The sequence below is a fragment of the Amycolatopsis sp. CA-230715 genome, from assembly GCF_018736145.1.
GTDB lineage: Bacteria > Actinomycetota > Actinomycetes > Mycobacteriales > Pseudonocardiaceae > Amycolatopsis.
On sequence record NZ_CP059997.1, the window covers coordinates 3,058,322 to 3,080,332 of the forward strand.

Below are 22,011 nucleotides of genomic sequence, written 5' to 3' on the forward strand. Positions count from 1 at the left end.
CGGGGCATCCAAGAGAGCGGCGGCGGTCACATTGCGGGTGGGCGGGCGGCGCGAGAGGCTGCGGCGCGTGGCGAAACTGTTGATCGTGCACCACACGCCGTCCCCGTCGACGCAGGCGATGTTCGAGGCGGTCGTCTCCGGCGCGACGACCGACGAGATCGAAGGCGTCGAGGTCGTCCGCCGGGCCGCGCTCGCCGCGACGGTGCCCGACGTGCTGGAAGCCGACGGCTACCTGCTGGGCACCCCGGCGAACCTCGGCTACATGAGCGGTGCCCTCAAGCACTTCTTCGACCAGGTCTACTACCCGTGCCTCGACTCGGCGAAGGGGCGGCCGTTCGGGTTCTACGTGCACGGCAACTCCGACGTCGCCGGAACGGTACGCGGGATCGAATCGATCACCACGGGGCTCGGCTGGCAGCAGGCAGCCGAGGCGGTGCTGGTGACCGGTGATCCCGGCAAGGCTGAACTGGAAGCCTGCTGGGAGCTGGGCGCGACGGTGGCCGCCGGACTGATGACCGCGAGTTGATGGGCGAAAATAAAGGGGCCTGTCACCGGAAGCCCTGGGGGTCGACCTCCGGCGACAGGCCAAGCCGAGGGAGCTGGGCTCAACCCCGACACGACGAGTCTACTACATCCAGCGGAGAGTGGGTGGACGAGTTGTCGCACAACGGCGTGGTTTTACTGGTCAAGCCGCCATTCGAGTGACGAAAGTCACGTCGAAGGCGGCCTCTCACCTCGACTCCGGACACCCCCAGCACCCGGACTCGAGAGGAGAGGCCGCGCAGCGGTGAGCGAATGCCCGTACTGTAAACCACTGCATACGCAACCTGTCAACAGATGCGTACAGGCGTTCGGGCGTTAGACTCTCCCGACGGGAACCGCGGCGCGCCGGCCGGGGCTGTCACGAGTAGCGGCCGCGCGGCACCGCACAGGGGGCCGGTCCGGGGCTGGACACTGGAGGGCGGCATGGGCGATCACCGCGCGGCACCGCTGGTGACGGCCGACCGGGCGCCGGAAGCCCGCGAGATACTGGAGGCGGCGTGACCCGGCGAAGAACTTTCGCCCAGAAGCTGACCACCCTCATCGAGGGGGCCAGGGCGGCGGGTGGGTTACCTCACAGCTACCGCGAGCTGTCTTCGGCCATCGACGAAGCGGGCGGTCCCGCGATGTCGCCCGCCTACATCCAGCAGCTCGCCACCGGCAAGCGGATCAACCCCAAGATCCACTACGTCGAAGCGCTGGCGAAGCTGTTCGACGTCCCGGTCGCCTACTTCTTCGACGACGACGTGGCCGAGGAGATCGACCGCGGCGAGGCACCGCGCGCCGACGGCGCGGGCGAGGCGCGGCTGATGGCGATGCGCGCCCAGGAGTTGTCACCCGAGGGCCGCCGCCAGATTATGGATCTCCTGGAACTCGTGGAACGATACGAACGGACAGATCGGGACAAACCGACCGGGAACTGAGCTCCATGAAGGAACGCGAACTGCGCAGGCGGTGTCGACGCCTCCTCAAGCAGCTCCACATCGAGCCCCCGCTCGACGTCCCTCAGCTCTGCGAACGGCTCGGTGAGCAACGCGGCAAACCGATCCGGCTCATGCCGTACCCGCTCGAAGTGCCGGGTCCGTTCGGCTGCTGGATCGCCACCACCGGCGCGGACTACATCTTCTTCCAGCAGGAGACCACCCGGTCCCACCAGGACCACATCATCCTGCACGAACTCGGGCACATCCTGGCCGATCACCACGCGATGGGCGACGCCGAGCCCGACGACTTCCTCCCCGGCCTGCCACCGGACATCGACGGTGACGCCGTCCGCAGGGCGCTGCGCCGCACTTCGTACGACGAAGATCACGAGTGGGAGGCCGAGACGGTCGCCACGATCATCCTCGAATGGGCCTCGGTGCTGAACTACACGATCCCGAAGGCGGCGGGCGATCACGACCTCCGCCGCATCCAGGACGCGCTCGGCGACCGCCAGGGCTGGCTGTGAGTACATTGTTGAACCCGCTCAACATCGGGGCCGCGCTGCTTTTCGTGGCCGCGCTCGGCTGGCGGATCCATCTGCTCGTCCGCGCTCCCCGGTCGCTGCCGAACTGGGCGGTCACGATCACCATCACGTGCGTCGCGATCAGCTTCCTGTTCCAGCAGAAGGCGATCGACGACGCCGTCGACGGCGTACTCGGCCACGGCGTCGGCAGGCTGCTCAACAACGCGCTGCTCGCGGCGGGCCTGTGCGCGCTGCTGGTGTTCTTCGTCGGTTCGACGGTCTCCACGCGCCCGCATCGGCGGGCCGCGTTCGAACTGCTGCCGCTGGCCGCCGACCTGGTGCTGATGGTCGTCGCGACGGCGCTCACCCCGGTCCAGGTCCGCGGGATGAGCCTGAGCCCCGAGCGCGTGCACGTCCCCGGTATCGCGCTGTTCTACCTCGGCGCCGGGCTGTACATGATCTACGGGCTGAGCGCGTGCGTGCGGTGGATGCTGCGGTACCTGCGCGAGGCCGACCGCGACCTGCGCGCCGGGCTGCGGCTCGGCGCGACCGGCCTCGCCTTCGTGGCGGCGGGCAGCGTGCTGCGCGCGCTGTACGTCGTGGTGGCGTGGGCTTTCGGACCGTCGTGGCGGATTCTGCTGCAGCTCGGGGTGCCGCTGGTGATCGTCGGCACCGCGCTGTTCCTCGCCGGGATCTGCTATCCGGGCCTGCGCGCCAGGATCGCCGCGCTGGCTCGAAGGCGGCGCCACCGCCGCGAATACCGCGAGCTGAGTCCTTTGTGGACGTTGATGGCGCGGTCCTTCCCGACCGTCGTGCTCAGGACGGGGCGCACGCGCCGGTTCGACCGGTTCCGCCCGCAGCACGTGCACCGCCAGTACTACCGCCGCGTGATCGAGATCCGGGACGGGCTCGTGCAGCTGAGCCCGTTCCTCGGCACGGATCTGACCGCGCTCGCCGCCGAAAACCCGCGCGGCGCGGCGGCCGAGCTGGAAGCCGCGCTCACGCGCCGCGAATCCGGGGAGAAGAGCGACGGCAAGGCGAAACTGGTTCTGCCCGGCGGCGCGAGCGACCTCGAAGCCGACGTGAAACCCTTGCTAGCGCTGGCCCGCGCCGTGGGCTGAACCGGAAGGTGGTCTATGACGGCCGAGGAAACCGTGCTCACCGCGCGGCAGGTGCTGCCAGAGCCGTCGGCACCGATCCGCGACGGGGCGGTGCTGGTCCGCGGTGATTCCGTGGTCGCCGTCGGCGCGCGGGCCGACGTGCTGGCGCGGGCTTCGCCGGACGCGGTCCGCCACGACTTCGGCGACGCGACCGTGCTGCCCGGCCTGATCAACTGCCACGTCCACCTCGCGTTCGACGCGGGGAAGGATCCCGTCGGCACGCTCGCCGGAAGGAGCGAGGACGACTTGGTCGCGGGCGGCACCGAGCGCGCGCGAGAGCTCCTTCGCAGCGGCGTCACCACGGTGCGGGATCTCGGCGACCGAGACGGGCTCGCGTTCGCCGTGCGGGCGAAAGCGGGCGAAGCGCTCCCGCGGATCCTCGCGGCGGGCGCCCCGATCACGGTGCCGGGCGGGCACTGCCACTTCTTCGGCGGCGAGGTCAACGACGACGACGAGATCCGCGCGCTCATCGACGCGAACGCGGCCGCGGGCGCCGACGTGATCAAGGTGATGGCGAGCGGCGGGCAGATGACGCCGCGCGGCGCGACCATGTGGGAGTCGCAGTTCGACGCGCGGCAGCTCAGCGTGATCGTCGAACACGCCGCGCGGCACGGGCTGCCGGTCGCCGCGCACGCGCACGGCGCCGACGCGATCGAGGCCTCCGTCGAGGCCGGGGTCAGCACGGTCGAGCACTGCACGTGGATGGTCGCGCCGCAGCGGACGGATCTGCGCGAGCACGTCGCGAAGAAGATGGCCGAGCGGGGCATCGCGGCGTGCTCGACGAGCAGCCAGAACTGGCGGATGATGCGCGACCGGATGGGCCCCGAGCTCGCTCAGCGGGTGTACGGCAGGCTGACCTGGATGGACGAACTCGGCGTCACGCTCATCGCGGGCACCGACGCGGGCCTGCCCGGTTCGGTGTTCGGCAACCCGGTCGGCGGGCTCGAACTGTACGAATGGCTCGGCTTTCCGCGCACCAGGATCCTGGAGATCGCGACCACCGACAGCGCGCGCGTGCTCGGGCTCGGCGCGGTCACCGGGAAGCTCGCGCCCGGCTACAGCGCCGATCTGCTCGTCGTCGACGGGGATCCGCTGAAGACCCTGAGCGCCCTGCACGACGTCCGCCTCGTACTGGCCCGCGGAGCGCGTTTAGCGGGCTGAACGTCGTCAGGGCGACCGCTCGGCTACCGGGCTCCCGTCTGTCCACTTTGGTCGGACGTGGCGCGCAGCAGGAGGTGGCCGCGGCGGAACTGCCGCTCGTCCTCCTTCGGCTCCCGCATCATCCGGCCGATCTCGGCGAACCCTGCCTCGCGCGCCAGATCGCGGACCTCTTCGATCGGCCAGCGGTACGCCGTGGCCACCTTGTGGTCGAACGCCTCGACGCGGCCATCTTCCGACTCGAAGAAGGCGATCAGCAGGTGCCCGCCGGTCACCAGCACGCGGCGGAACTCGGCGAAGTACTCCGGCAGTTCCGCGGGCGGGGTGTGGATGACCGAATACCACGAGACGATGCCGACGAGCGCGTCATCGGCGAGGTCGAGCGCGTCCATCGACCCGACCTCGAAGCGCGGTTCGGGATAGTTCGCGCGGGCGATGTCGATCATCTCCGGCGTGAGGTCGACGCCGAGCACGTCGAGCCCCATCCCGGTCAGCATCGCCGACATGTACCCCGGCCCGCAGCCGAGATCGCCGGTGAGCCCGGCGGCGGGCCGCACGAACTCGGCGAAGGCGCCGAGCATCGCCCTGTCCAGCGGCACGGTGCCGATGTCGTTGCGGGCCAAGCCGAAGTACAGCTCGGCGACCTCGCCATAGGCCTTAGCGGTCACGCCCAGATGGGCAGCAGTCTCATCCACAGCCGGGACCCTAGCCCCGGGCACCGACACTTCCGCCACCCGCGCGAGCCCACAGCAGGCCTTCGCGTGCCCCGAAAATCAGGACTTGCCGAGGGGGCGGACCTCGCCGGGATCCTGGTCCGCTTTCAGGGCAAGGAAACCGGTGAAGCCCCAGCCTTCCAACCGGGTCAGCTGCGCCGGGAACTTACCGCTGCGCTTCACCGCGGACACCACGCCGCCCCGCTCTTCGCGAAGCCGCCGCGCGGTCGCAAGCGCTTGCGCCACAGGGACATCCGCCTCGTACAGCACGGCGACGCGGTCGGCGGGCGGCTCGGCGGCCACGAGGTCCACGATGCGTTCGAAGCCGATCGAGAATCCGCACGCGGGCACGTCGGTGCCGATCGAGCGCCCGATCAGCTCGTCGTACCGGCCGCCGCCCGCGATCGAGCCCGCCGCGTCCGGGTGCGTGATCTCGAAGATCTGCCCGGTGTAGTACCCCATCCCCCGCACCAGCGTCGGGTCGAACGCCCACGAGCAGGGCAGCCCGGCAAGGCATCCGGCCGTGGTGGCGAGATCGGCGACGACCTCTTCGGGCAGTCCAGGAACGACGTCGGCGAGCACCGCGGCGACCTTGTCCGCGGGCAGGTCGGCCAGCGCCTCGATCTTTTCGCGCGCGGCGCTCGCGACGGACGCGTCGAGACCGCGGTCGCCGGTGAGTTCGGCGGTGACGCCGTCCCAGCCGATCTTGTCGAGCTTGTCGACGGTGACGAAGAACCCCGCGTGCGCGTCCCGCGGCACCCCGGCCGCGGTCGCGAGCGCGGACAGGAAGCGCCGGTCGGAGAGCCGGACGGTGGTGCCGGACAGCCCCACGGCGGCGAGCGCGGCGGTGGTGGCCTCGATCAGCTCCGCCTCGGCGAGCACGCTCGCCTCGCCGATCACGTCGATGTCGCACTGGTAGAACTGCCGGTAGCGGCCCTTCTGCGGCCGCTCGGCGCGCCACACCGGCCCGAACTGGAACGACCGGAACGGCTGCGGCAGCTCGGCGCGGTACTGGCTGTAGAACCGGGTCAGCGGCACCGTCAGGTCGTAGCGCAGGCCCATGTCGACCAGGCCGGTCAGCTCGGTTTCGGCGGGCAGCCGCTCGTCGAGACCGCGGCGCAGGATGCGGAAGAGCAGCTTCTCGTTGTCCCCGCCCTGCCCGGCGGTGAGCCGCTCGATCCGCTCCAGCGCGGGCGTCTCGATGCGCTGGTAGCCGAAGCGCCGGTACACGTCCTGAATGAGGCCGAGCACGCGGTCACGGGTGGCCACACTGGCCGGGAGCAGGTCACGGGTGCCCCTCGCGGGGCTGTTGTCGGTCTTCACGAAAAGTCCTCGAAGGTCAGGCTGGGCAGGATCGGCTGGGGTGGAACGCCACCCTCAATGTCGCCTGCCGTCGCCCGGCTTCGAGCCGCCGAAGACCACGAATTCACACCGCACGGATCCGGATTCTCCCATAGCGGGTGCGGGCGCACGGCCCCCGCACCCGCCAGGAGCGCTACCGGTCGAGCAGCCGCATCGCCGCTTCGGTGTGCCGCGCGCCCGCGACCGCCTCCACGGGCACCGCGCGCTCGATCGCGGCGAGGTCCTCTTCGGACAGGTCGAGTCCGACCGCCCCGAGGTTCTCCTCCAGGTACTTGCGGCGCTTGGTGCCCGGGATCGGCACGACGTCGCCGCCGCGGCCGTGCACCCACGCCAGCGCGAGCTGTCCCGCGGTGACGCCCTTCTCCGCCGCCAGCGAGCGCAGCGCCTCGACGATGGCGACGTTCTTCTCGAAGTTGCCGTCCGCGAGCCGTGGTTGACCCGCCAGCCGGAAGTCACCTTCGCTGAAGTCGGCCTTCGAGGTGAACCGGCCGGTCAGGAGTCCGCGCCCGAGCGGCGAGTACGGGACGATGCCGATGCCCAGCTCGCGACAGGTGGGCAGCACTTCGTCTTCGAGATCGCGTGTCCACAGTGACCATTCGCTCTGCACCGCGGTGATCGGGTGCACGGCGTGCGCGCGGCGGATCGTGTCCGCACCGGCCTCGGACAGCCCGAGGTAGCGCACCTTGCCCTGTTCGACGAGCCCCGCCATCGCTTCGACCGTCTCCTCGATCGGCACCGAGGTGTCGACGCGGTGCTGGTAGTACAGATCGATGTGGTCGAGCCCGAGCCTCGCCAGTGACAGTTCGGCGGCCTGCCGGACGTACGCCGCGTCGCCGCGAACGCCCCGCTGGTCGGCGTCATCGGGGTCGCGGACGATCCCGAACTTCGTGGCCAGCACGTAGTCTTCGCGCTTCGCGGAGCTTTCCCGCAGCGCGCGGCCGACCAGTTCTTCGTTGCGCCCCATGCCGTACATGTCGGCGGTGTCGAAGAGCGTGACACCGAGTTCGAGCGCGCGGTGGATCGTGGCGGCCGATTCGCCGTCGTCGCCCGCACCGTAGAACTCGCTCATCCCCATGCAGCCGAGGCCCTGCGCGCCGACTTCCAGCGCGCCGAGCTTGCGTCGCTCAGCCATTTTCCCTGCCCCTCATTTGCCCGCCGCCCGGGAAAGGCTCTCCGGGTACCGCGCACCGGCGACGGCACTCGCGGGCGCCGCGTCCTCGATCGCCTTGATGTCCGATTCGGACAGTTCAATGTCGACGGACGCGACGTTCTCTTCCAGGTACTTCCGCCGTTTCGTACCGGGGATCGGCACGACGTCGCCGCCCTGGTGCTGCACCCAGGCGAGCGCGAGCTGCCCGGCGGTGACGCCCTTCTCCTCGGCGAGCGCGCGCAACGCCTCGACGATCGCGAGGTTCCGGTCGAAGTTGCCTTCGGCGAACCGGGGCAGGTTGCGGCGCATGTCGTTCTCCGGCAGGTCCCGCACGGAGGTGACCTGGCCGGTGAGGAACCCGCGGCCGAGCGGGGAGAACGGGACGATCCCGATGCCCAGCTCGCGGCAGGTCGGCAGCACCTCGTCCTCGATGCCCCGCGTCCACAGCGACCATTCGCTCTGCAGCGCGGTGACCGGGTGCACGGCGTGCGCGCGCCGGATGGATTCCGCGCCGGCCTCGGAGATCCCGGCGTACCGGATCTTCCCCTCGGCGACCAGTTCCGCGAGCGCGCCCCAGGTCTCCTCGACCGGCGTGTCCGGGTCGACCCGGTGCTGGTAGTACAGGTCGATGTGGTCGAGCCCGAGCCTGCGCAGCGACGCCTCGCAGCTTTCCTTGACGTAGGCAGCGCCGCCCTTGGCGCCCATCGCGCCGTCATCGTCCCAGTAGATGCCGAACTTCGTGGCGAGCACGATGTCATCGCGGTTCACGCCGCTCTCGCGGATCGCGCGCCCGACCAGTTCTTCGTTGACGCCGGCGGCGTAGACGTTCGCCGTGTCGAGCAGGGTCACGCCGAGTTCGAGCGCCCGATGGATCGTGGCGACCGATTCGGTGTCGTTGTCCTGCACGCCGTAGGCCGCGCTCATGCCCATGCAGCCGAGGCCCTGCGCACCGACTTCGAGCGCGCCGAGCTTCTTGGTGATCACGCTGTGAGTCCCTCCACCTTCGGGTTGTTCTCCGCGGCGAACTTGCGTTCGATCTGTTCGTAGTTCTCGATCTTGTAGTCGAGCACGTCCATACAGGACTGGAGTTCGGCGATCCGCTCGGCGACCGAGCGGCGCTGCTCGACCAGGATCGCCTTGCGGCGACCGGCTCCGGCGGCCCCGCGGCGGCGCAGCGAGGCGTACTCGCGCATCAGGCGGATCGGCATCCCGGTGGTGCGCAGCTTCGTGAGAAACCCCAGCCACGTAAGGTCTTCGTCCGAATAGGCCCGCCTGCCCGCCGCGTCCCGCGCGGGCGGTTCGAGCAGTTTGATGCGCTCGTAGTACCGGAGGGTGTCTATCGACAGTCCGCTACGTCGCGCGGCTTCCGCTATCGAGTAGCTCATGACGAGGACAGTACGACCTGGAGCGCACTCCAGGTCAACTCGTTCGGCCGCGCTGGTCGGTTACGCTCAGCGCATGCCACGGCCCCGCACGCACGACGACGCGCTCCGTCTCAGGTTGCTCGACCGCGCGGGCGAACTGCTGTCGCGCGACGGCCCGAAGGCACTGAGCCTGCGCAAGCTCGCCGCCGACGCGGGGACGTCGACCACGGCCGTCTACTCGCTGTTCGGCGGCAAAGCCGATCTGGTGAACGCGCTGTACATCGAAGGGTTCCGGCGGTTCCAGGAGCGGCTCGACGACGTGCCGCGCTCGGGCGACCCGGTGGAGGACATGGTGCGGCTCGGCCTCGCCTACCGCCGCAGCGCGCTGGCCGACCCGCACCTGTACCTGATCATGTTCACCAAGGCCGTCCCCGGTTTCGAGCCCAACGACGAAGCACAACGCCTGTCGCTCGACGCCATCGCCACCTTGGAGAACGTCGTCCGCGACGGCATCGAAGCGGGTGTCTTCGCCGACCAGGACCCGGCCGGGATCGCGCTGGCCTGCTGGGCCCAGGTGCACGGGCTGGTTTCGCTGGAGCTCAACGGCAACCTGCCGCCCGATTTCGCCGTGGACACCGTGTTCGAGGCCGCATTGCGCGCGAACGCCCGCGGCTGGCTCCGCTGATCACCGGCTGACCGGGACGTCGAGCCCCGAGGCGAGCAGCCTGCCCTGCGCGTCGCTCACCACCACCGAACAGGTGAGCGGGACACCGTCGGGGAGCCCGGCCGGTTTCACCACCACGACCGTGCCGTCCACGATCGTCCCGGTTTCAGCCTTGCCACCGCCGAAATCGACCACGACCGAGCCTGCTCGTACCGGTACCTCCCCCACCAGCACCGAGGTCGTCCCGCCTGCGCGGTTGAGCGCGATACCGGTCAGTTCCTGGACCTGGATCCGGCTCGGGCCCGGCAGGTGCGGCAGCACGGTGAGGCGGTAGTCGGGCAGCGCGGGATCGCTCGAAGGCCGCACCGCACACGCCACCACCCGTCCGCGCACCTGGCCGAGCGCCACCCCCAGATCGTCCCCGACCAGGCGCGCGGCAGGCGCGTAGCTCGCCGCGTCGAACAGCGGCGAGGAGTTTTCGAGGCACCGTCCGAAGAACCGGCCCGCCGGGCTGCTCCGGTCCGGCGGCGGGAGCGCGGGCCGGTCAACGCGGCCGATCGCGCCGCGCGGCTTCGGCACCTTGTAGCGCGCCTGGCGACCACCGGTCGTCATCCGGTCCTGCCCCGGCAGCACCGAACCGGCCGGCCCCTCGACGAAGAGATCGGTGTTGATCGGCCTCGCCGGGGTGAGCACGACGAACATCCGGTCACCGACCGAAACGTCGGCGCCGAACGAATGGCCGTCGCTGTCGACACCGGTGACGAGGAGTGCGCTGGTGTCCGCGTCGGTCACCCCGGCGACCGTGCCGTTGGAGCTGAAGAAGGTCACCGAGGCCGGGAAGAACCCGGTGCCGACCGGCATGTCCAGCGAACGGGGCGGCGAAACGGTCGCGGTGGTCGAGGTCGTCTCGCAGAAGAACACGTCGTTGCCCGCGCGCGCCGCGACCACCCGCACTCCGTAGTCGCTGTCCTCGGAGCCGGGGTCGCTGGCCTTCTGGAACACCGGCCGCCAGCTCGCCCGGTCCGGGTAGTCCGAGGTCGCGTCCGAGGCTTCGAGCGTGGCCCAGCAGCGGTCGAGCTGCGCGTTCGCGGTGCCGACGTCGAGCTGGAAACCCGCCGGTGCCGCCGGTGTCTGGTCCCGGCGCGCGTGCTGCGCCACGAACACGCCGCCCACCGCGAGGGCGATCACCACCGCGGCCGCGCCGAGCATCGTCCGGCCGTGGTGACGGGGCTCGTTCGCCATGCCGTGGCGGACCGCGGCGCGCATGCGTTCGCGGACGTCGTCCGGGAGCTCGCGTTTCGGGGGGAGGTTCATGACGGGTCCTCCTCGCACAGCAGTCGCAGGCGGGCGCGGGCACGCGAAAGGTGCACGCGGACGGTGGTTTCGCTGATCCCGAGCGCTTCGGCGGCGTCGGCGGTCGAAAGATCTCCGAGCAGGCACAGTTCGACGGCCTTGCGCTGCGACTTCGGCAACCTGCGCACCGCCTCGATCGCCTGCCTGAGCCGCTCCTCGGTGTCCATCCGGTCGACGACCGCGTCCGCGTGGTCCGCCTCGTCGGCCGGTGCGGGCACCCGGTTCAGCAGCCGCAGCCTCCGGCCCGCGCTGCGGAACTCGGATCGCGCGAGGTTCCCGGCGACCGTGTACAGCCACGGCAACGCGCTTTCGCGCACGAGCGTCATCTCGCCGCGGCGCCGCCACGCGATGAGGAACGTCGCCGACGCCAGGTCTTCGGCGGTGGCCCACGATCCGGTCAGCCGGTAGGCGTGGTTCCACACCGCCTGCGCGTGCCGTTCGAACAGGTCGCCGAACGCGCCCTCGTCGCCGGCGGCGGCGCGGGACCACAGCTCGGCGTCACCGAGTTCCTCCCCCGGCATCTCGGCCACCGTTCGTCGCGCATCGGGTCTCACACCGGGTAGTGCCCGGCACCGGCGCGGGTGTTTCTACCGCGAGCCGTACTGCCGGTCGCCCGCGTCGCCGAGGCCGGGCACGATGAACCCGGAGTCGTTCAGCCGCTCATCGATACTGGCCGTGACCACGCGCAGCGGCAACCCGGACCGCTCCAGGTGCGTGATGCCCTCCGGCGCGGCGAGCGCGCAGATCGCGGTGACGTCGGTGGCGCCGCGATCGGTGAGCAGCCGGATGGTGAACTCCATCGAGCCGCCGGTGGCGAGCATCGGGTCGAGCACCAGCACGGGCCGCTCGGCGAGGTTCTCCGGCAGCGACTCCATGTAGGGCGTCGGCTGGAGCGTTTCCTCGTCGCGCGCGAGCCCGACGAACCCCATCTGCGCGTCCGGGATGAGCTTGTGCGCCTGGTCCGCCATGCCGAGCCCGGCCCGCAGCACCGGCACCAGCAGCGGCGGGTTCGCCAGCCGGTAGGCGTCGGTGCGCGCGACCGGCGTGTGGATCCGCTCGGTGCGCACCGGCGCGTCACGGGTGGCTTCGTAGACGAGCATGACGGTCAGCTCGTGCAGCGCGGCGCGGAACGCGGCACTGTCGGTGCGCGCGTCGCGCATGGTGGAGAGCCTGGCCTTCGCCAGCGGGTGATCGACGACTCGCACATCCATGAACGGTCACCCTAATACGGCGGTGACCGCCCACGGACACGCTCAGCCCACCAGGGTGGATCCGTAGTGCTGGTTCTGCCCCGGCCGCGGCACGCAGTGGAACCGCGGTTGTCCCCCGTCCTGGTTGAAGAGGGTGAACCAGAGATCGCCCCAGTTTCGCGAACGCCCAGGTGCCCGCCCTGGCGTGGGCGACGTCGGAGATGATCACCGAAGTGGCCGCCGTTTCGAAACCCGACGCGGCCATTTCATCCGCGGACATCAACGGCGAGGAGCCACCGATGGCGTTGCTGGGGCCGTCGTCGTGGCCGTTCACCGCGACATCGAGCCGTCCCGCCTTGACTGTGCCCACCAAGCTGGCTTTCGCGGGACTGATCAGCGGCGCGACGGCCGCCCAGTCGTCGAAGGTGACCTTGAACCGGACTCCGGTCAGCACGAGCGGCTCGCCCGCCCGTGCCGTCCGCGGCGCGGCGACGAGAACTGCCAGCACCACGGCGACGCCGATCGCGATCGAACGTCTCGCCCGGTTGACGACCATGTCAGGTATCCCCCTTGTGGACAGCGCGACCATCGTGGTGGTCGCTGGTGGAACCATGGTCGCGGCGAGCACCGACAGTTTCGGGCTCGTCGGCGGTCAGGCCGTCATCGAATCTTCCGCGTCGCGGCTCAGTTCGTAGAAGTTCACCGCTTCGAAGAAATGCCCGATCACCGGCGCGAGCCGTTCGGCTGGCCATTCCTTCACGCAGTACCCGTCGAGTCTCGCCGGTTCGTCGGGTGGTTCGATGTCGACGGTCAGCTTCCAGGTGGCGTAGGTCCCGTTGATGGTCCAGCTCCGTCGCATGGGTTTCTTCCTCCAGAGGCTCACTCGCCAAATCCTTCAACCTTGCCAACGGGGCAGGCAAACTTCCGCTCCGGCGCGCCTCCTTCCTTGCCACGGTGGCAAGAGGTGACAGTGGTGGCACCAGGAAGGGGCAAGAGAGTGGCAAGGCGCACCGGTATCTCGATACGCCAGCGGCGTGTCTCCGCGGAGCTGCGGGCTTTGCGGCTGGCAAAGGGCCTGAGCTGTAAGGACGTCGCGGAGGGCGTGGACTGCTCCGAAAGCAAGATCAGTCGCATGGAGACCGGCCACCGTGGCCTCCAACCGGATGATGTGTCGGCGATCCTGGGATTTCTTCGTGCGTCCAGCGCGCTCCGGAAAGAGCTGCTCGATCTGGTTCGCGACGGTTCTCGGCAGAATTGGCATGAGATCCACACCTCGATCGCCACTGAATCAACCAATTGGAAGGACTTCATCAGGCTCGAAACCGATGCGGACACGATCCGCAACTACGAAGCGATGCTCCTCCCCGGCTTGACCCAGACTCGTGATTACGCACTCGAAGTCATGAGAGCCGGTGACTCGCGGCGATCTGCCGAAGAGATGGAGCGCATGGTCGCCGCACGGATGGCCAGGCAACGGCGGCTCGTCGAACCGACCGCGCCCGAACTCCACTATCTCATCGAAGAAACCGCACTGACCTGGCGAGTCGGCACACCGGCGACAATGCGAGCACAACTACGCCATCTCCTGCACCTTGCCGAACGACCGAAGATCACGGTCCAAGTGGTCCCGTTCGCCGCAGGAGTACACCCGGGCATGAACGGCTCCTTCGTGATCTTCGGTTTCCCCGCCGAACCGCCGGTCGCATACTTGGAGAGCAGGGGCACCAGCACTTTCATCGAAGAAGCGGACCACGTGAAGACCTTCCAATTCGCCTGGCAGAAACTTCGTGCGATAGCGCTGTCGCCCGATGACTCCGCCCGGCTGATCACCAGCGTCATCGGGGAGCCGCCCTGCCGGGAGCGATAAGTCTCGCCGCCCGGCGGGGTTTCTCCTCCACCAGGGATCCTCCTAGAAGGCGCCGATCCAGCGGATCTTGGGCCACAGCTGGCTCCACGGCGCCACCGGGTTGTGGCACACCAGGAACTCCTTGCCCCGGTCGAGCCGCGCGTACGGATAGTCGAACGTGCCCCGCGCGTCGCAGCTGCCGAACAGGGGCGCGAGTTTGTCCCGCTCCGCGCCGAACGCGATCACCACGGTCTTGTCGTCGGTCGGCACGCCGAAGTCGGCGTACGAGTTGTGCCCGCTGTACGCCGTCGGCAGGCCGTACTCGGGGCCGAACCGGTCGAGCGCGCCCGCCTGGCTGAAGTTTTCGCCGAGCAGCACCGTCCGCTCGCGCTCGGTCGGCGGGAGCGTCCCGTAGACCTCCGCGGTCCGCGCGGCGAGTTGCCGCGGCCAGTCGCTCTGGTCCAGCACGGCCATGCCGAGCCCTTCGAGCACGGGGTTGCGCACGTACAGCTCCATCGGCATCAGCGGCAGCATCAGTACCGCGGCGATGAGCGCGTTGCCCACGAGTGCGACGCCGACCACCGCCCGTTTGGCCGCGGTCGCGGCCCACTCGGCCACCACGACGCAGCCGACGGCGAGCATCACGGTGAGGATGCCGGTCATGTAGATCGCCTGTGTGCCGAACGCCAGCAGCACCCCGAGCACCACGAGCCACGCCACCGCGAGGAACCGGTAGCGCCGCCACTCGCGGCGGCGCACCAGCGCGACCAGGCCGACGATCCACACCGGTATCAGCAGGGGCCCGATGTTGTAGAACTGCCCGACGAGGAAGCTCACCGGGTCTTCGATGTTGAACAACGAGTACGCCATGCTCAGCTCCGGCCAGCCGTTGGCCGCCTGCCACGCCACGGTCGGCACCGCGAGCACGGCCGCGATCGCGACTCCGCCCAGCAGGTACCGGCTGCGCAGTACGGTCCGCGGCCCGGTGACGAGCAGGCCCGCGAGCAGCGCGATGACCAGCAGCGGCACCAGGTACCGGGTGAGCGCGCCGACGCCGAGCACGAGCCCGATCGCGAGCCAGAGCCGCTGCGACCCGGTGCGGACGAGCCGGATCACGAGCCAGCAGGTGCTCGTCCACACGAGACCGTCGATCGTGTACGTGTGCAGCAGGTGCCCGATGCCGAGCGGGATCACCGAAGCCGCTGTCGCGCAGCTCGCGAGCAACTGGGCTTTGGCGCCGCCGCCGAATTCCCGTGCGATCAGCGCGGCGACCACCATGGTCACGCCGAACAGCAGCGCCGGGATCACCCTGGTCGCGACGAGGGTGTCGCCGAACAACTCGGTCTGCACTCGCGCGAGGAGCGGCACCAGCAGCGGCTGGTCCACGTACGCCCAGTCGAGGTGTTGCCCGGAGACGCGGAAGTACAGCTCGTCGATGTGGTAGCTGCCCCGTCCGGACAGCGCGAGCAGCAGCGCCGCCACCACCCCGGACACGGTGCAGACCTGCCAGCGGAAGAATTTCGTCGCGGTGCCGCGCGCCGCCGGTTCGGTGTCGGCGCCGATCGCTGTGCCCGTCACGTTCATGACCACCCCACCTGGTCGAACAGTGTTGTGCTGTGCGCTCCCGAATCGGGAAATCACCGTAGCGCGGCGTTCCTGATCGATTTCCGTCCTTGACGCGCGCTCGAAACTGCCGCCTTCCGCCGCTGGTGTCGGCAAGGTGTCACTGGACGGGATGAGCACCCGCTAAGCTCGCGCGCGTGACGGATGAGACCCCTGCGCCAGAGCCTCCGGCCATGCGTGCGTCGAACGCCGATCGTGAGCGGTTCGCCCAGATCCTGCACAACGCCCTCGGCGAGGGCCGCATCACGGTCGAAGAGCTCGAAGAGCGCCTCGACACCGTGTACGCGGCGAAAACGCTCAAGGATCTCGAACCGGTGGTCGCGGACCTACCCGGGGTGACCGCGACGCCCGGCGGCGCGATCCAGCCCGCTCAGACGCAGGCGGTCGCCGGTCCGGACAGCCGCATCGGTGGTACCGCGGGCTCGCAGATGTCGTTCGCGTTCATGTCGGGCGCCAGCCGCAAGGGCAGCTGGGTGGTCCCGCCGCAGCACACCAGTGTCGCGTTCTGGGGCGGCGTCGACATCGACCTGCGCAACGCCCGCTTCGCGGTGAAGAACTCCACCATCACCGCGGTCGCCGTGATGGGCGGTATCGACATCGTGGTGCCGGACGACATCGTCGTCGACGTGAGCGGCATCGGCATCATGGGCGGCTTCGAACTCAACGACCGCAGCGAACGCCCCGCCCCACCCGCGGGCGCGCCGGTCGTCAAGATCAACGGCTTCGCCTTCTGGGGCGGCGTGACCGTCATCCGCAAGCCACGCGACAAGCCCACCAAGCAGATCGAAGAGTGACCCTCCACCGTCCTTTCCGGACCCGGCAGAGCGCTAGATGAATCCCTCGGGGTCGTCGGTGTAGGTGCGGCCGTCCGGGGTGGTGACGGTGGTGACGCCGTTGGCGTCGGTGTGGAATTCCCAGCCGGGTTCGTCACGCAAACCGTGGTGCACCCGGCAAAACGGCCGGATGTTGACCTTGTCGGTGCCGCCGCCCTCGCTCCACGGCTGTGCGTGGTCGAGGTCGCTGTACTGGGCGGGTCTGTGGCAGCCGATCATGCAGCAGGTGCGGTGCAGAACTTGGATGTACTTGCGCATCTTTTTCGATGGCCGGTAGCTCTTGCGGCCCATGTCGATCGGTAGCCCGGTCATCGGTTCCGACACGATGCGGTTCCAGACGGAGTTGGTGTCGAAGGCGATCTCGCGGGCCATCTCCGGTGAGATTTCCCCGCACCCGGCGAGTTCGCCCGGGTTGTTCCGCATCCCCATCAACGTCGGGAGGTCGATGTAGACATAGATCTGCGCCTTCGGTTTACCACCGCACTCCCCGCCCAGGCATCGCTCCACCAACGCATCGACCCTGAGCTGATCCATGGTGCGCTTGTCACCTTGGCGCTTCTCCTCCAACGCATCCCGATCACAGGCGGCGTAGATCGCTTGGGCACGGTCGGAGGGCAGTTCGGCGAACAGGGTCGAGGATCCGTGATCCCCGTGCCGAATTTCGAGCATGCGAGCGGCGGTCTTGGCACGGCGCCGCGCTTCATACCCCTCCGGGTCGATGCGCATCAACAACGTGTTGACCATTCGCCGCAGTGAAGCCGAGTTCTTGTTCTCGAACTTCACCCGCGCATCGACTTCCCGCGCGACATCCTGGGAAGCGCACGCGGTGGCCTCGAACACCTTCGCCGCCATCCCCTCATCAATGAGCCCGTTCTCCAGGGCTTCGAGAGTGCGGGGCAGGTATGAGGTCAACGCGTCAGCGAGCGCCGCCTTCCGCTCCGCCCCCGCCTGGGTGCAGTTGCACGACAACGCCACCCAGGCAAGCACCGATCTTCGCGACCGCACCTGACTCATCTGCACAATGTGCCGCAACAACATCGCCTGCCCATACCGATACCACCTCTTCCAATGCTCCGCAGAATCAGCAACAACCTGCTCTTCAGACTTCTCCAGTACGTCCACAAAACAATTCTACCGCTCAACCCATCACCCGATCGGGTACAGAAATGATCACAACCTGCCACAACGGGACCACGGCGCAACAGAACCCAAAAAAGCAAACGGGACCGTCAATGCGTCGGGAACGACGCGCCGCAGGCGTGCCTGAAACTTTCACCGTGCCCACCAAACACACGAGCAAAACCCAAAAATGCGATCAAACCAAAAATGCAGCCCCCATTTTCCACTCTACTCGGAGGCACCGACAATTCTTGCGACGTCAGGTCCAGGGCGAGAGCCCCCAGACCGTCCCCGCCACGTCCGCACCCCCGTTGACCGGCGAATACACTCGACGACATGACAGCAACGACGGCAACGTCAGCGCAGACGAGCGCCGCGGAGACCCCGCTGCCGCCCGCCCTGCAGGACGCGACGAGGGACGACGCGAGCCTGCGCCGGTTCTTGCGCGGCCTGCCCGGTGTCGACCAGGTCGGCGTCGAGCAGCGGGCCGCGGGGCTGGCCACGCGCAGCATCAAGAAGGCGGCCAAGCTCTGGGCGATCGACACCGCCATCTCGATGGTCGACCTGACCACTCTCGAAGGCGCCGACACCCACGGCAAGGTCCGCGCGCTCGCCGCGAAGGCGAAGCGGCCCGATCCCGACCGGCCGGACACACCGCAGGTCGCGGCCGTGTGCGTGTACCCGGACCTCGCCGCGACGGCCGTCGAAGCGCTCGAAGGCACCGGGATCAACGTCGCGAGTGTCGCCACCGGCTTCCCGTCCGGGCGCACCAGCCTCGACATCAAGCTCGCCGACGTGAAGATCGCCGTCGACGCGGGCGCGAGCGAGGTCGACATGGTGATCGACCGCGGTGCCTTCCTCGAAGGCCGCTACGGGCAGGTGTTCGACGAGATCAAGGCGATCAAGGCCGCGTGCGGGGCCGCGCACCTGAAGGTCATTCTCGAAACCGGTGAGCTGGCGACCTACGACAACGTGCGCCGCGCGTCGTGGCTGGCGCTGCTCGCGGGCGGCGACTTCATCAAGACCTCCACCGGCAAGGTGTCGCCCGCCGCGACGCTGCCGGTGACGCACGTGATGCTGCAGGCGGTGCACGACTGGCACGCCCAGACCGGCGAGCTGCGCGGCGTGAAACCCGCGGGCGGGATCCGCACCACGAAGGACGCGGTGCGCTACCTCGTCGCCGTGCACGAGGTCGCCGGTGAGCAGTGGCTGACCCCGCACCTGTTCCGGTTCGGCGCGTCGAGCCTGCTCAACGACCTCCTGCTGCAACGCCGCACCCAGGCCGACGGCCACTACAGCGGCCCCGACTACGTCACGGTGGACTGATGGGAATCTTCGACTACGCGCCCGCGCCGGAGTCCCGCGCGATCGCGAACCTCAAGCCGCACTACCGGCCGTTCATCGACGGCGAGTTCGTCGACGGGTCCGGCGAGCCGCTCAAAACGGTCAACCCGGCGACCGAAGAGGTGCTCGCCGAGGTCAACACCGCCTCGGTGACCGATGTGGACACCGCGGTCAAGGCGGCGCGCAAGGCCTACGACCGGGTCTGGGCGAAGATGCCGGGCAGCGAGCGCGCCAAATACCTGTTCCGCATCGCGCGGCTGATCCAGGAGCGCTCGCGCGAGCTGGCGGTGCTGGAGAGCCTCGACAACGGCAAGCCGATCAAGGAGTCCCGCGACTCCGACGTCCCGACCGCGGCCGCGCACTTCTTCTACCACGCGGGCTGGGCCGACAAGCTCGACTACGCGGGGCTCGGCCCGAACCCGAAACCGCTCGGCGTCGCGGGCCAGATCATCCCGTGGAACTTCCCGCTGCTGATGCTGGCGTGGAAGATCGCGCCCGCGCTGGCCACCGGCAACACCGTGGTGCTCAAGCCCGCCGAGACGACCCCGCTGTCCGCGCTGGTGTTCGCCGAGATCTGCCAGCAGGCGGAGCTGCCGCCCGGCGTGGTGAACATCCTGCCCGGCGCCGGCGACATCGGAGCGTCCCTTGTGGAGCATCCGGACGTGAACAAGATCGCGTTCACCGGCTCGACCGACGTCGGCAAGCTCATTCAGCGCCAGGTCGCGGGCACCGCGAAGAAGCTCACGCTGGAACTGGGCGGCAAGGCGGCGAACGTGGTGTTCGAGGACGCCCCGCTCGACCAGGCCGTGGAAGGGATCGTCAACGGGATCTTCTTCAACCAGGGCCACGTGTGCTGCGCCGGATCGCGCCTGCTCGCACAAGAGTCCATTGTGGACGAACTGCTGGAGAAGCTGCGCTACCGGGTGTCCACTTTGCGCATGGGCGACCCGCTCGACAAGAACACCGACATCGGCGCGATCAACTCCGCCGAGCAGCTCGCGAAGATCAAGGGGCTCGTCGAGTCCGGCGAAAGCGAGGGCGCGCAGCGGTGGACCAGCCCGTGCCCGGTGCCGGACAAGGGTTTCTTCTTCGCACCCACGGTGTTCTCCGACGTGCACCAGTCGATGCGCATCGCGCGCGAGGAGATCTTCGGCCCGGTGCTGTCGGTGCTGACCTTCCGCACCCCGGACGAAGCCGTGACGAAGGCCAACAACACGCCGTACGGCCTTTCGGCTGGCATCTGGACGGAGAAGGGCTCGCGCATCCTGTGGATGGCGAACCAGCTCCGCGCCGGTGTCGTCTGGGCCAACACGTTCAACCGCTTCGACCCCACCGCCCCGTTCGGCGGCTACCAGGAGTCGGGTTTCGGCCGCGAAGGCGGGCGTACCGGGCTGGAGGCCTACCTCGATGTCTGACGATCAGCGCATCTCCGTCGCCAAGACCTACAAGCTCTACGTCGGCGGGAAGTTCCCCCGCTCGGAGTCCGGCCGCGTGTACCCGGTCACCGACACCAAGGGGAAGTTCCTCGCCAACGCCGCGCACGCGTCCAGAAAGGACGTTCGCGACGCCGTGGTCGCCGCGCGCAAGGCGTTCGGCGGCTGGTCGTCCGCGACGGCCTACAACCGGGGCCAGGTGCTCTACCGCGTCGCCGAAATGCTCGAAGGCCGCCGCGACCAGTTCATCGCCGAGGTGTCCGCTTCGGAGGGCGCCACCGCGAAGAAGGCACAGTCCCTTGTGGACACCGCGATCGACAGGTGGGTGTGGTACGCGGGCTGGACGGACAAGATCGCGACCGTGCTCGGCGCGGCGAACCCGGTGGCTGGCCCGTACTTCTCGTTCACCGTGCCGGAGCCGACGGGTGTGGTCGGCGTGCTCGCGCCGCAGCAGTCCTCGCTGCTGGGCCTGGTGAGCGTGCTCGCGCCGGTGCTGGCCACCGGCTCGACGGCGGTCGTGGTGTCCAGCGCCGAACGCCCGCTGCCCGCGATCACACTGTCCGAGGTGCTGGCCACCTCGGACCTGCCGGGCGGCGTCGCGAACATCCTCACCGGCAGGGCATCGGAACTAGGCCCGTGGCTCGCCGCGCACGGCGACGTCAACGCGCTCGACCCGACCGGGGCCGCCCCCTCCGAGCGCGCCGACCTGGCGCGCGAAGCCGCGGGCACGGTCAAGCGCGTGCTGACCGTGCCGGACGCGGAACCGGACTGGTCGAAGACCCCGGACATCGCGCGCCTGCGCCGCTACCTGGAGCCGAAAACCGTCTGGCACCCGCTCGGCGTCTGACCCGCCCCCGAAAGTGGCTTTCGGGGACTTGAACGCCCCGAAGGTCGCTTTCGGGGCGCGCGCGTCGCGTCAGCGGCCGGGCGGTTCGATGTCCTCGGCGGTCAGCGGACGGCCCGGCAGCGCGGTGCCGTTGCCCGCGCGCAGGCCGTCGAGCATGATCGCGGTGCACCGGTCGGTCGCCAGGTCCGCGATCGCGAGGAACCGGCCCTTGGGCACGCGGCGCAGCAGCATCGCGGCCAGGATCGCGACGTCACCGGTGTCGATGTCGGTGCGCAGCGAGCCTTCCGCCTGGCCCGCCTTGACCACGTCGCCCATCGTCTTCAGCAGCCCGGCCCGGAACTCCTCGGTCTTCGGGTCGTTCTGCAGGACCGCGTGCGCCATCGGGGACAGCATCGCGAGCTGGATGCTCAGCTGCAGCTCGCGGGAGTCCCGCAGGATCCGGACCAGCGCTTCCCACGCCGTCGGCTCCTCCTCGAACGCGGCGCGCGCCTGGGTGAGCATCCGGTCGAAGTTCTCCCGCGCGATCTCCCTGATCAGACTCTCGCGATCGGGGAACCGCCGGTAGAGCGTGCCGACGCCGACCGCGGCCGCGCGCGCGATCTCCTCCATCGGCACGTCGGGACCGTGATCGGCGAAGATCGTCCGCGCGGCGGCCAGTATCTGGTCGCGATTGCGGCGTGCGTCGGCCCGCAACCGCGTCTCGGGGTCCGCCGTCATTTCGCCACCTTTCAGCATCGACGCGGAGATTCTCGCATGGGCAACCGGCAACGGAACGTCCTTCCGTTCGGTGACCATCACCCCTTTGCACGTGGACGCCAACCCTCCACTTAAGTACCCTGGTTTCACAAGTGGACGAAGAAACTCC

24 protein-coding genes are annotated in these 22,011 nt (G+C 69.2%); 12 read left to right on the forward strand and 12 right to left on the reverse strand.

Going from position 1 to position 22,011, the window contains the following annotated elements; translation table 11 throughout:
- Positions 1–67: 67 nt before the first annotated feature.
- The 5 genes from HUW46_RS14170 (at position 68) to HUW46_RS14190 (ending at position 4,308) form a co-directional block, all read left to right on the forward strand.
- Positions 68–526 (forward strand): flavodoxin family protein, encoded by a 459-nt coding sequence (locus HUW46_RS14170; protein WP_215547718.1) that lies wholly within the window; start codon positions 68–70, stop codon positions 524–526.
- Between the two features lie 514 nt (positions 527–1,040).
- Positions 1,041–1,463 (forward strand): helix-turn-helix domain-containing protein, encoded by a 423-nt coding sequence (locus HUW46_RS14175; RefSeq protein ID WP_215547719.1) that lies wholly within the window; start codon positions 1,041–1,043, stop codon positions 1,461–1,463.
- 5 nt (positions 1,464–1,468) lie between these two features.
- Positions 1,469–1,990, forward strand: coding sequence for a hypothetical protein (locus HUW46_RS14180; protein ID WP_215547720.1), 522 nt, complete (start codon positions 1,469–1,471; stop codon positions 1,988–1,990).
- The gene (locus HUW46_RS14185) at positions 1,987–3,108 is read left to right on the forward strand and encodes an MAB_1171c family putative transporter (RefSeq protein ID WP_215547721.1); all 1,122 of its coding nucleotides are present in this window, start codon (positions 1,987–1,989) and stop codon (positions 3,106–3,108) included. The genes HUW46_RS14180 and HUW46_RS14185 overlap by 4 nt, the downstream gene beginning before the upstream one ends.
- A gap of 15 nt (positions 3,109–3,123) precedes the next feature.
- Positions 3,124–4,308 (forward strand): amidohydrolase family protein, encoded by a 1,185-nt coding sequence (locus tag HUW46_RS14190; protein WP_215547722.1) that lies wholly within the window; start codon positions 3,124–3,126, stop codon positions 4,306–4,308.
- Between the two features lie 23 nt (positions 4,309–4,331).
- Here HUW46_RS14190 and HUW46_RS14195 read toward each other — a convergent pair whose 3' ends face one another.
- The 5 genes from HUW46_RS14195 to HUW46_RS14215 all read right to left on the reverse strand — a co-directional run bounded on the left by HUW46_RS14195 (position 4,332) and on the right by HUW46_RS14215 (position 8,915).
- Complete coding sequence (locus HUW46_RS14195) at positions 4,332–5,000, reverse strand: class I SAM-dependent DNA methyltransferase (protein WP_215547723.1); 669 nt, start codon at positions 4,998–5,000, stop codon at positions 4,332–4,334.
- Between the two features lie 78 nt (positions 5,001–5,078).
- A complete protein-coding gene (gene hisS, locus HUW46_RS14200) occupies positions 5,079–6,341 on the reverse strand; it encodes a histidine--tRNA ligase (protein WP_215547724.1) in 1,263 nt (420 codons plus the stop codon).
- A 172-nt stretch (positions 6,342–6,513) separates the two neighbouring features.
- The gene (locus HUW46_RS14205) at positions 6,514–7,512 is read right to left on the reverse strand and encodes an aldo/keto reductase (protein WP_215547725.1); all 999 of its coding nucleotides are present in this window, start codon (positions 7,510–7,512) and stop codon (positions 6,514–6,516) included.
- A 12-nt stretch (positions 7,513–7,524) separates the two neighbouring features.
- A complete protein-coding gene (locus HUW46_RS14210) occupies positions 7,525–8,460 on the reverse strand; it encodes an aldo/keto reductase (RefSeq protein ID WP_215549862.1) in 936 nt (311 codons plus the stop codon).
- 50 nt (positions 8,461–8,510) lie between these two features.
- Entirely contained in the window at positions 8,511–8,915 is a 405-nt protein-coding gene (locus HUW46_RS14215; RefSeq protein ID WP_215547726.1) for a MerR family transcriptional regulator, read from the reverse strand.
- A 73-nt stretch (positions 8,916–8,988) separates the two neighbouring features.
- Here HUW46_RS14215 and HUW46_RS14220 point away from each other — a divergent pair, with 73 nt between their 5' ends.
- A complete protein-coding gene (locus HUW46_RS14220; protein ID WP_215547727.1) occupies positions 8,989–9,579 on the forward strand; it encodes a TetR/AcrR family transcriptional regulator in 591 nt (196 codons plus the stop codon).
- On the opposite strand, the gene HUW46_RS14225 is transcribed toward HUW46_RS14220, so the two are convergent.
- The 3 genes from HUW46_RS14225 to upp all read right to left on the reverse strand — a co-directional run bounded on the left by HUW46_RS14225 (position 9,580) and on the right by upp (position 12,122).
- On the reverse strand, positions 9,580–10,872 hold the full coding sequence (locus HUW46_RS14225; protein WP_215547728.1) for a hypothetical protein: 1,293 nt from the start codon (positions 10,870–10,872) through the stop codon (positions 9,580–9,582).
- Positions 10,869–11,432, reverse strand: coding sequence for an RNA polymerase sigma factor (locus HUW46_RS14230; RefSeq protein ID WP_215547729.1), 564 nt, complete (start codon positions 11,430–11,432; stop codon positions 10,869–10,871). Before HUW46_RS14230 ends, HUW46_RS14225 begins: the two co-directional genes overlap by 4 nt.
- 66 nt (positions 11,433–11,498) lie before the next feature.
- Positions 11,499–12,122, reverse strand: a complete 624-nt coding sequence (upp, locus tag HUW46_RS14235; RefSeq protein WP_215547730.1) for a uracil phosphoribosyltransferase — start codon at positions 12,120–12,122, stop codon at positions 11,499–11,501.
- Between the two features lie 212 nt (positions 12,123–12,334).
- Between upp and HUW46_RS14240 the strand changes: the two genes are divergently transcribed.
- Positions 12,335–12,796, forward strand: a complete 462-nt coding sequence (locus HUW46_RS14240; protein WP_215547731.1) for a hypothetical protein — start codon at positions 12,335–12,337, stop codon at positions 12,794–12,796.
- On the opposite strand, the gene HUW46_RS14245 is transcribed toward HUW46_RS14240, so the two are convergent.
- The gene (locus HUW46_RS14245) at positions 12,754–12,960 is read right to left on the reverse strand and encodes a hypothetical protein (protein WP_215547732.1); all 207 of its coding nucleotides are present in this window, start codon (positions 12,958–12,960) and stop codon (positions 12,754–12,756) included. The two genes, HUW46_RS14240 and HUW46_RS14245, sit on opposite strands and share 43 nt — an antisense overlap.
- 138 nt (positions 12,961–13,098) lie before the next feature.
- On the opposite strand from HUW46_RS14245, the gene HUW46_RS14250 reads away from it, so the two are divergent.
- Positions 13,099–13,968 (forward strand): helix-turn-helix domain-containing protein, encoded by an 870-nt coding sequence (locus HUW46_RS14250; protein ID WP_215547733.1) that lies wholly within the window; start codon positions 13,099–13,101, stop codon positions 13,966–13,968.
- Between the two features lie 42 nt (positions 13,969–14,010).
- Here the strand turns inward: HUW46_RS14250 and HUW46_RS14255 are convergent, their stop codons facing one another.
- Positions 14,011–15,531, reverse strand: a complete 1,521-nt coding sequence (locus HUW46_RS14255; protein ID WP_215547734.1) for an ArnT family glycosyltransferase — start codon at positions 15,529–15,531, stop codon at positions 14,011–14,013.
- 212 nt (positions 15,532–15,743) lie between these two features.
- Here HUW46_RS14255 and HUW46_RS14260 point away from each other — a divergent pair, with 212 nt between their 5' ends.
- A complete protein-coding gene (locus HUW46_RS14260; protein WP_215547735.1) occupies positions 15,744–16,364 on the forward strand; it encodes a DUF1707 SHOCT-like domain-containing protein in 621 nt (206 codons plus the stop codon).
- 33 nt (positions 16,365–16,397) lie between these two features.
- Here the strand turns inward: HUW46_RS14260 and HUW46_RS14265 are convergent, their stop codons facing one another.
- Positions 16,398–17,525 carry an HNH endonuclease signature motif containing protein gene (locus HUW46_RS14265; RefSeq protein ID WP_215547736.1) on the reverse strand — a complete coding sequence of 376 codons (1,128 nt, stop codon included), beginning with the start codon at positions 17,523–17,525 and terminating at the stop codon, positions 16,398–16,400.
- 333 nt (positions 17,526–17,858) lie between these two features.
- On the opposite strand from HUW46_RS14265, the gene deoC reads away from it, so the two are divergent.
- From deoC to HUW46_RS14280, 3 genes are read left to right on the forward strand one after another with little or no spacing between them, the layout of a single operon-like run.
- Positions 17,859–18,848 carry a deoxyribose-phosphate aldolase gene (gene deoC, locus HUW46_RS14270; protein WP_215547737.1) on the forward strand — a complete coding sequence of 330 codons (990 nt, stop codon included), beginning with the start codon at positions 17,859–17,861 and terminating at the stop codon, positions 18,846–18,848.
- Positions 18,848–20,281, forward strand: coding sequence for an aldehyde dehydrogenase family protein (locus tag HUW46_RS14275; protein WP_215547738.1), 1,434 nt, complete (start codon positions 18,848–18,850; stop codon positions 20,279–20,281). The genes deoC and HUW46_RS14275 overlap by 1 nt, the downstream gene beginning before the upstream one ends.
- Positions 20,274–21,146, forward strand: coding sequence for an aldehyde dehydrogenase family protein (locus HUW46_RS14280; protein WP_215547739.1), 873 nt, complete (start codon positions 20,274–20,276; stop codon positions 21,144–21,146). Before HUW46_RS14275 ends, HUW46_RS14280 begins: the two co-directional genes overlap by 8 nt.
- Before the next feature lie 69 nt (positions 21,147–21,215).
- Here HUW46_RS14280 and HUW46_RS14285 read toward each other — a convergent pair whose 3' ends face one another.
- On the reverse strand, positions 21,216–21,863 hold the full coding sequence (locus HUW46_RS14285; RefSeq protein WP_215547740.1) for a TetR/AcrR family transcriptional regulator: 648 nt from the start codon (positions 21,861–21,863) through the stop codon (positions 21,216–21,218).
- Positions 21,864–22,011 lie beyond the last annotated feature (148 nt).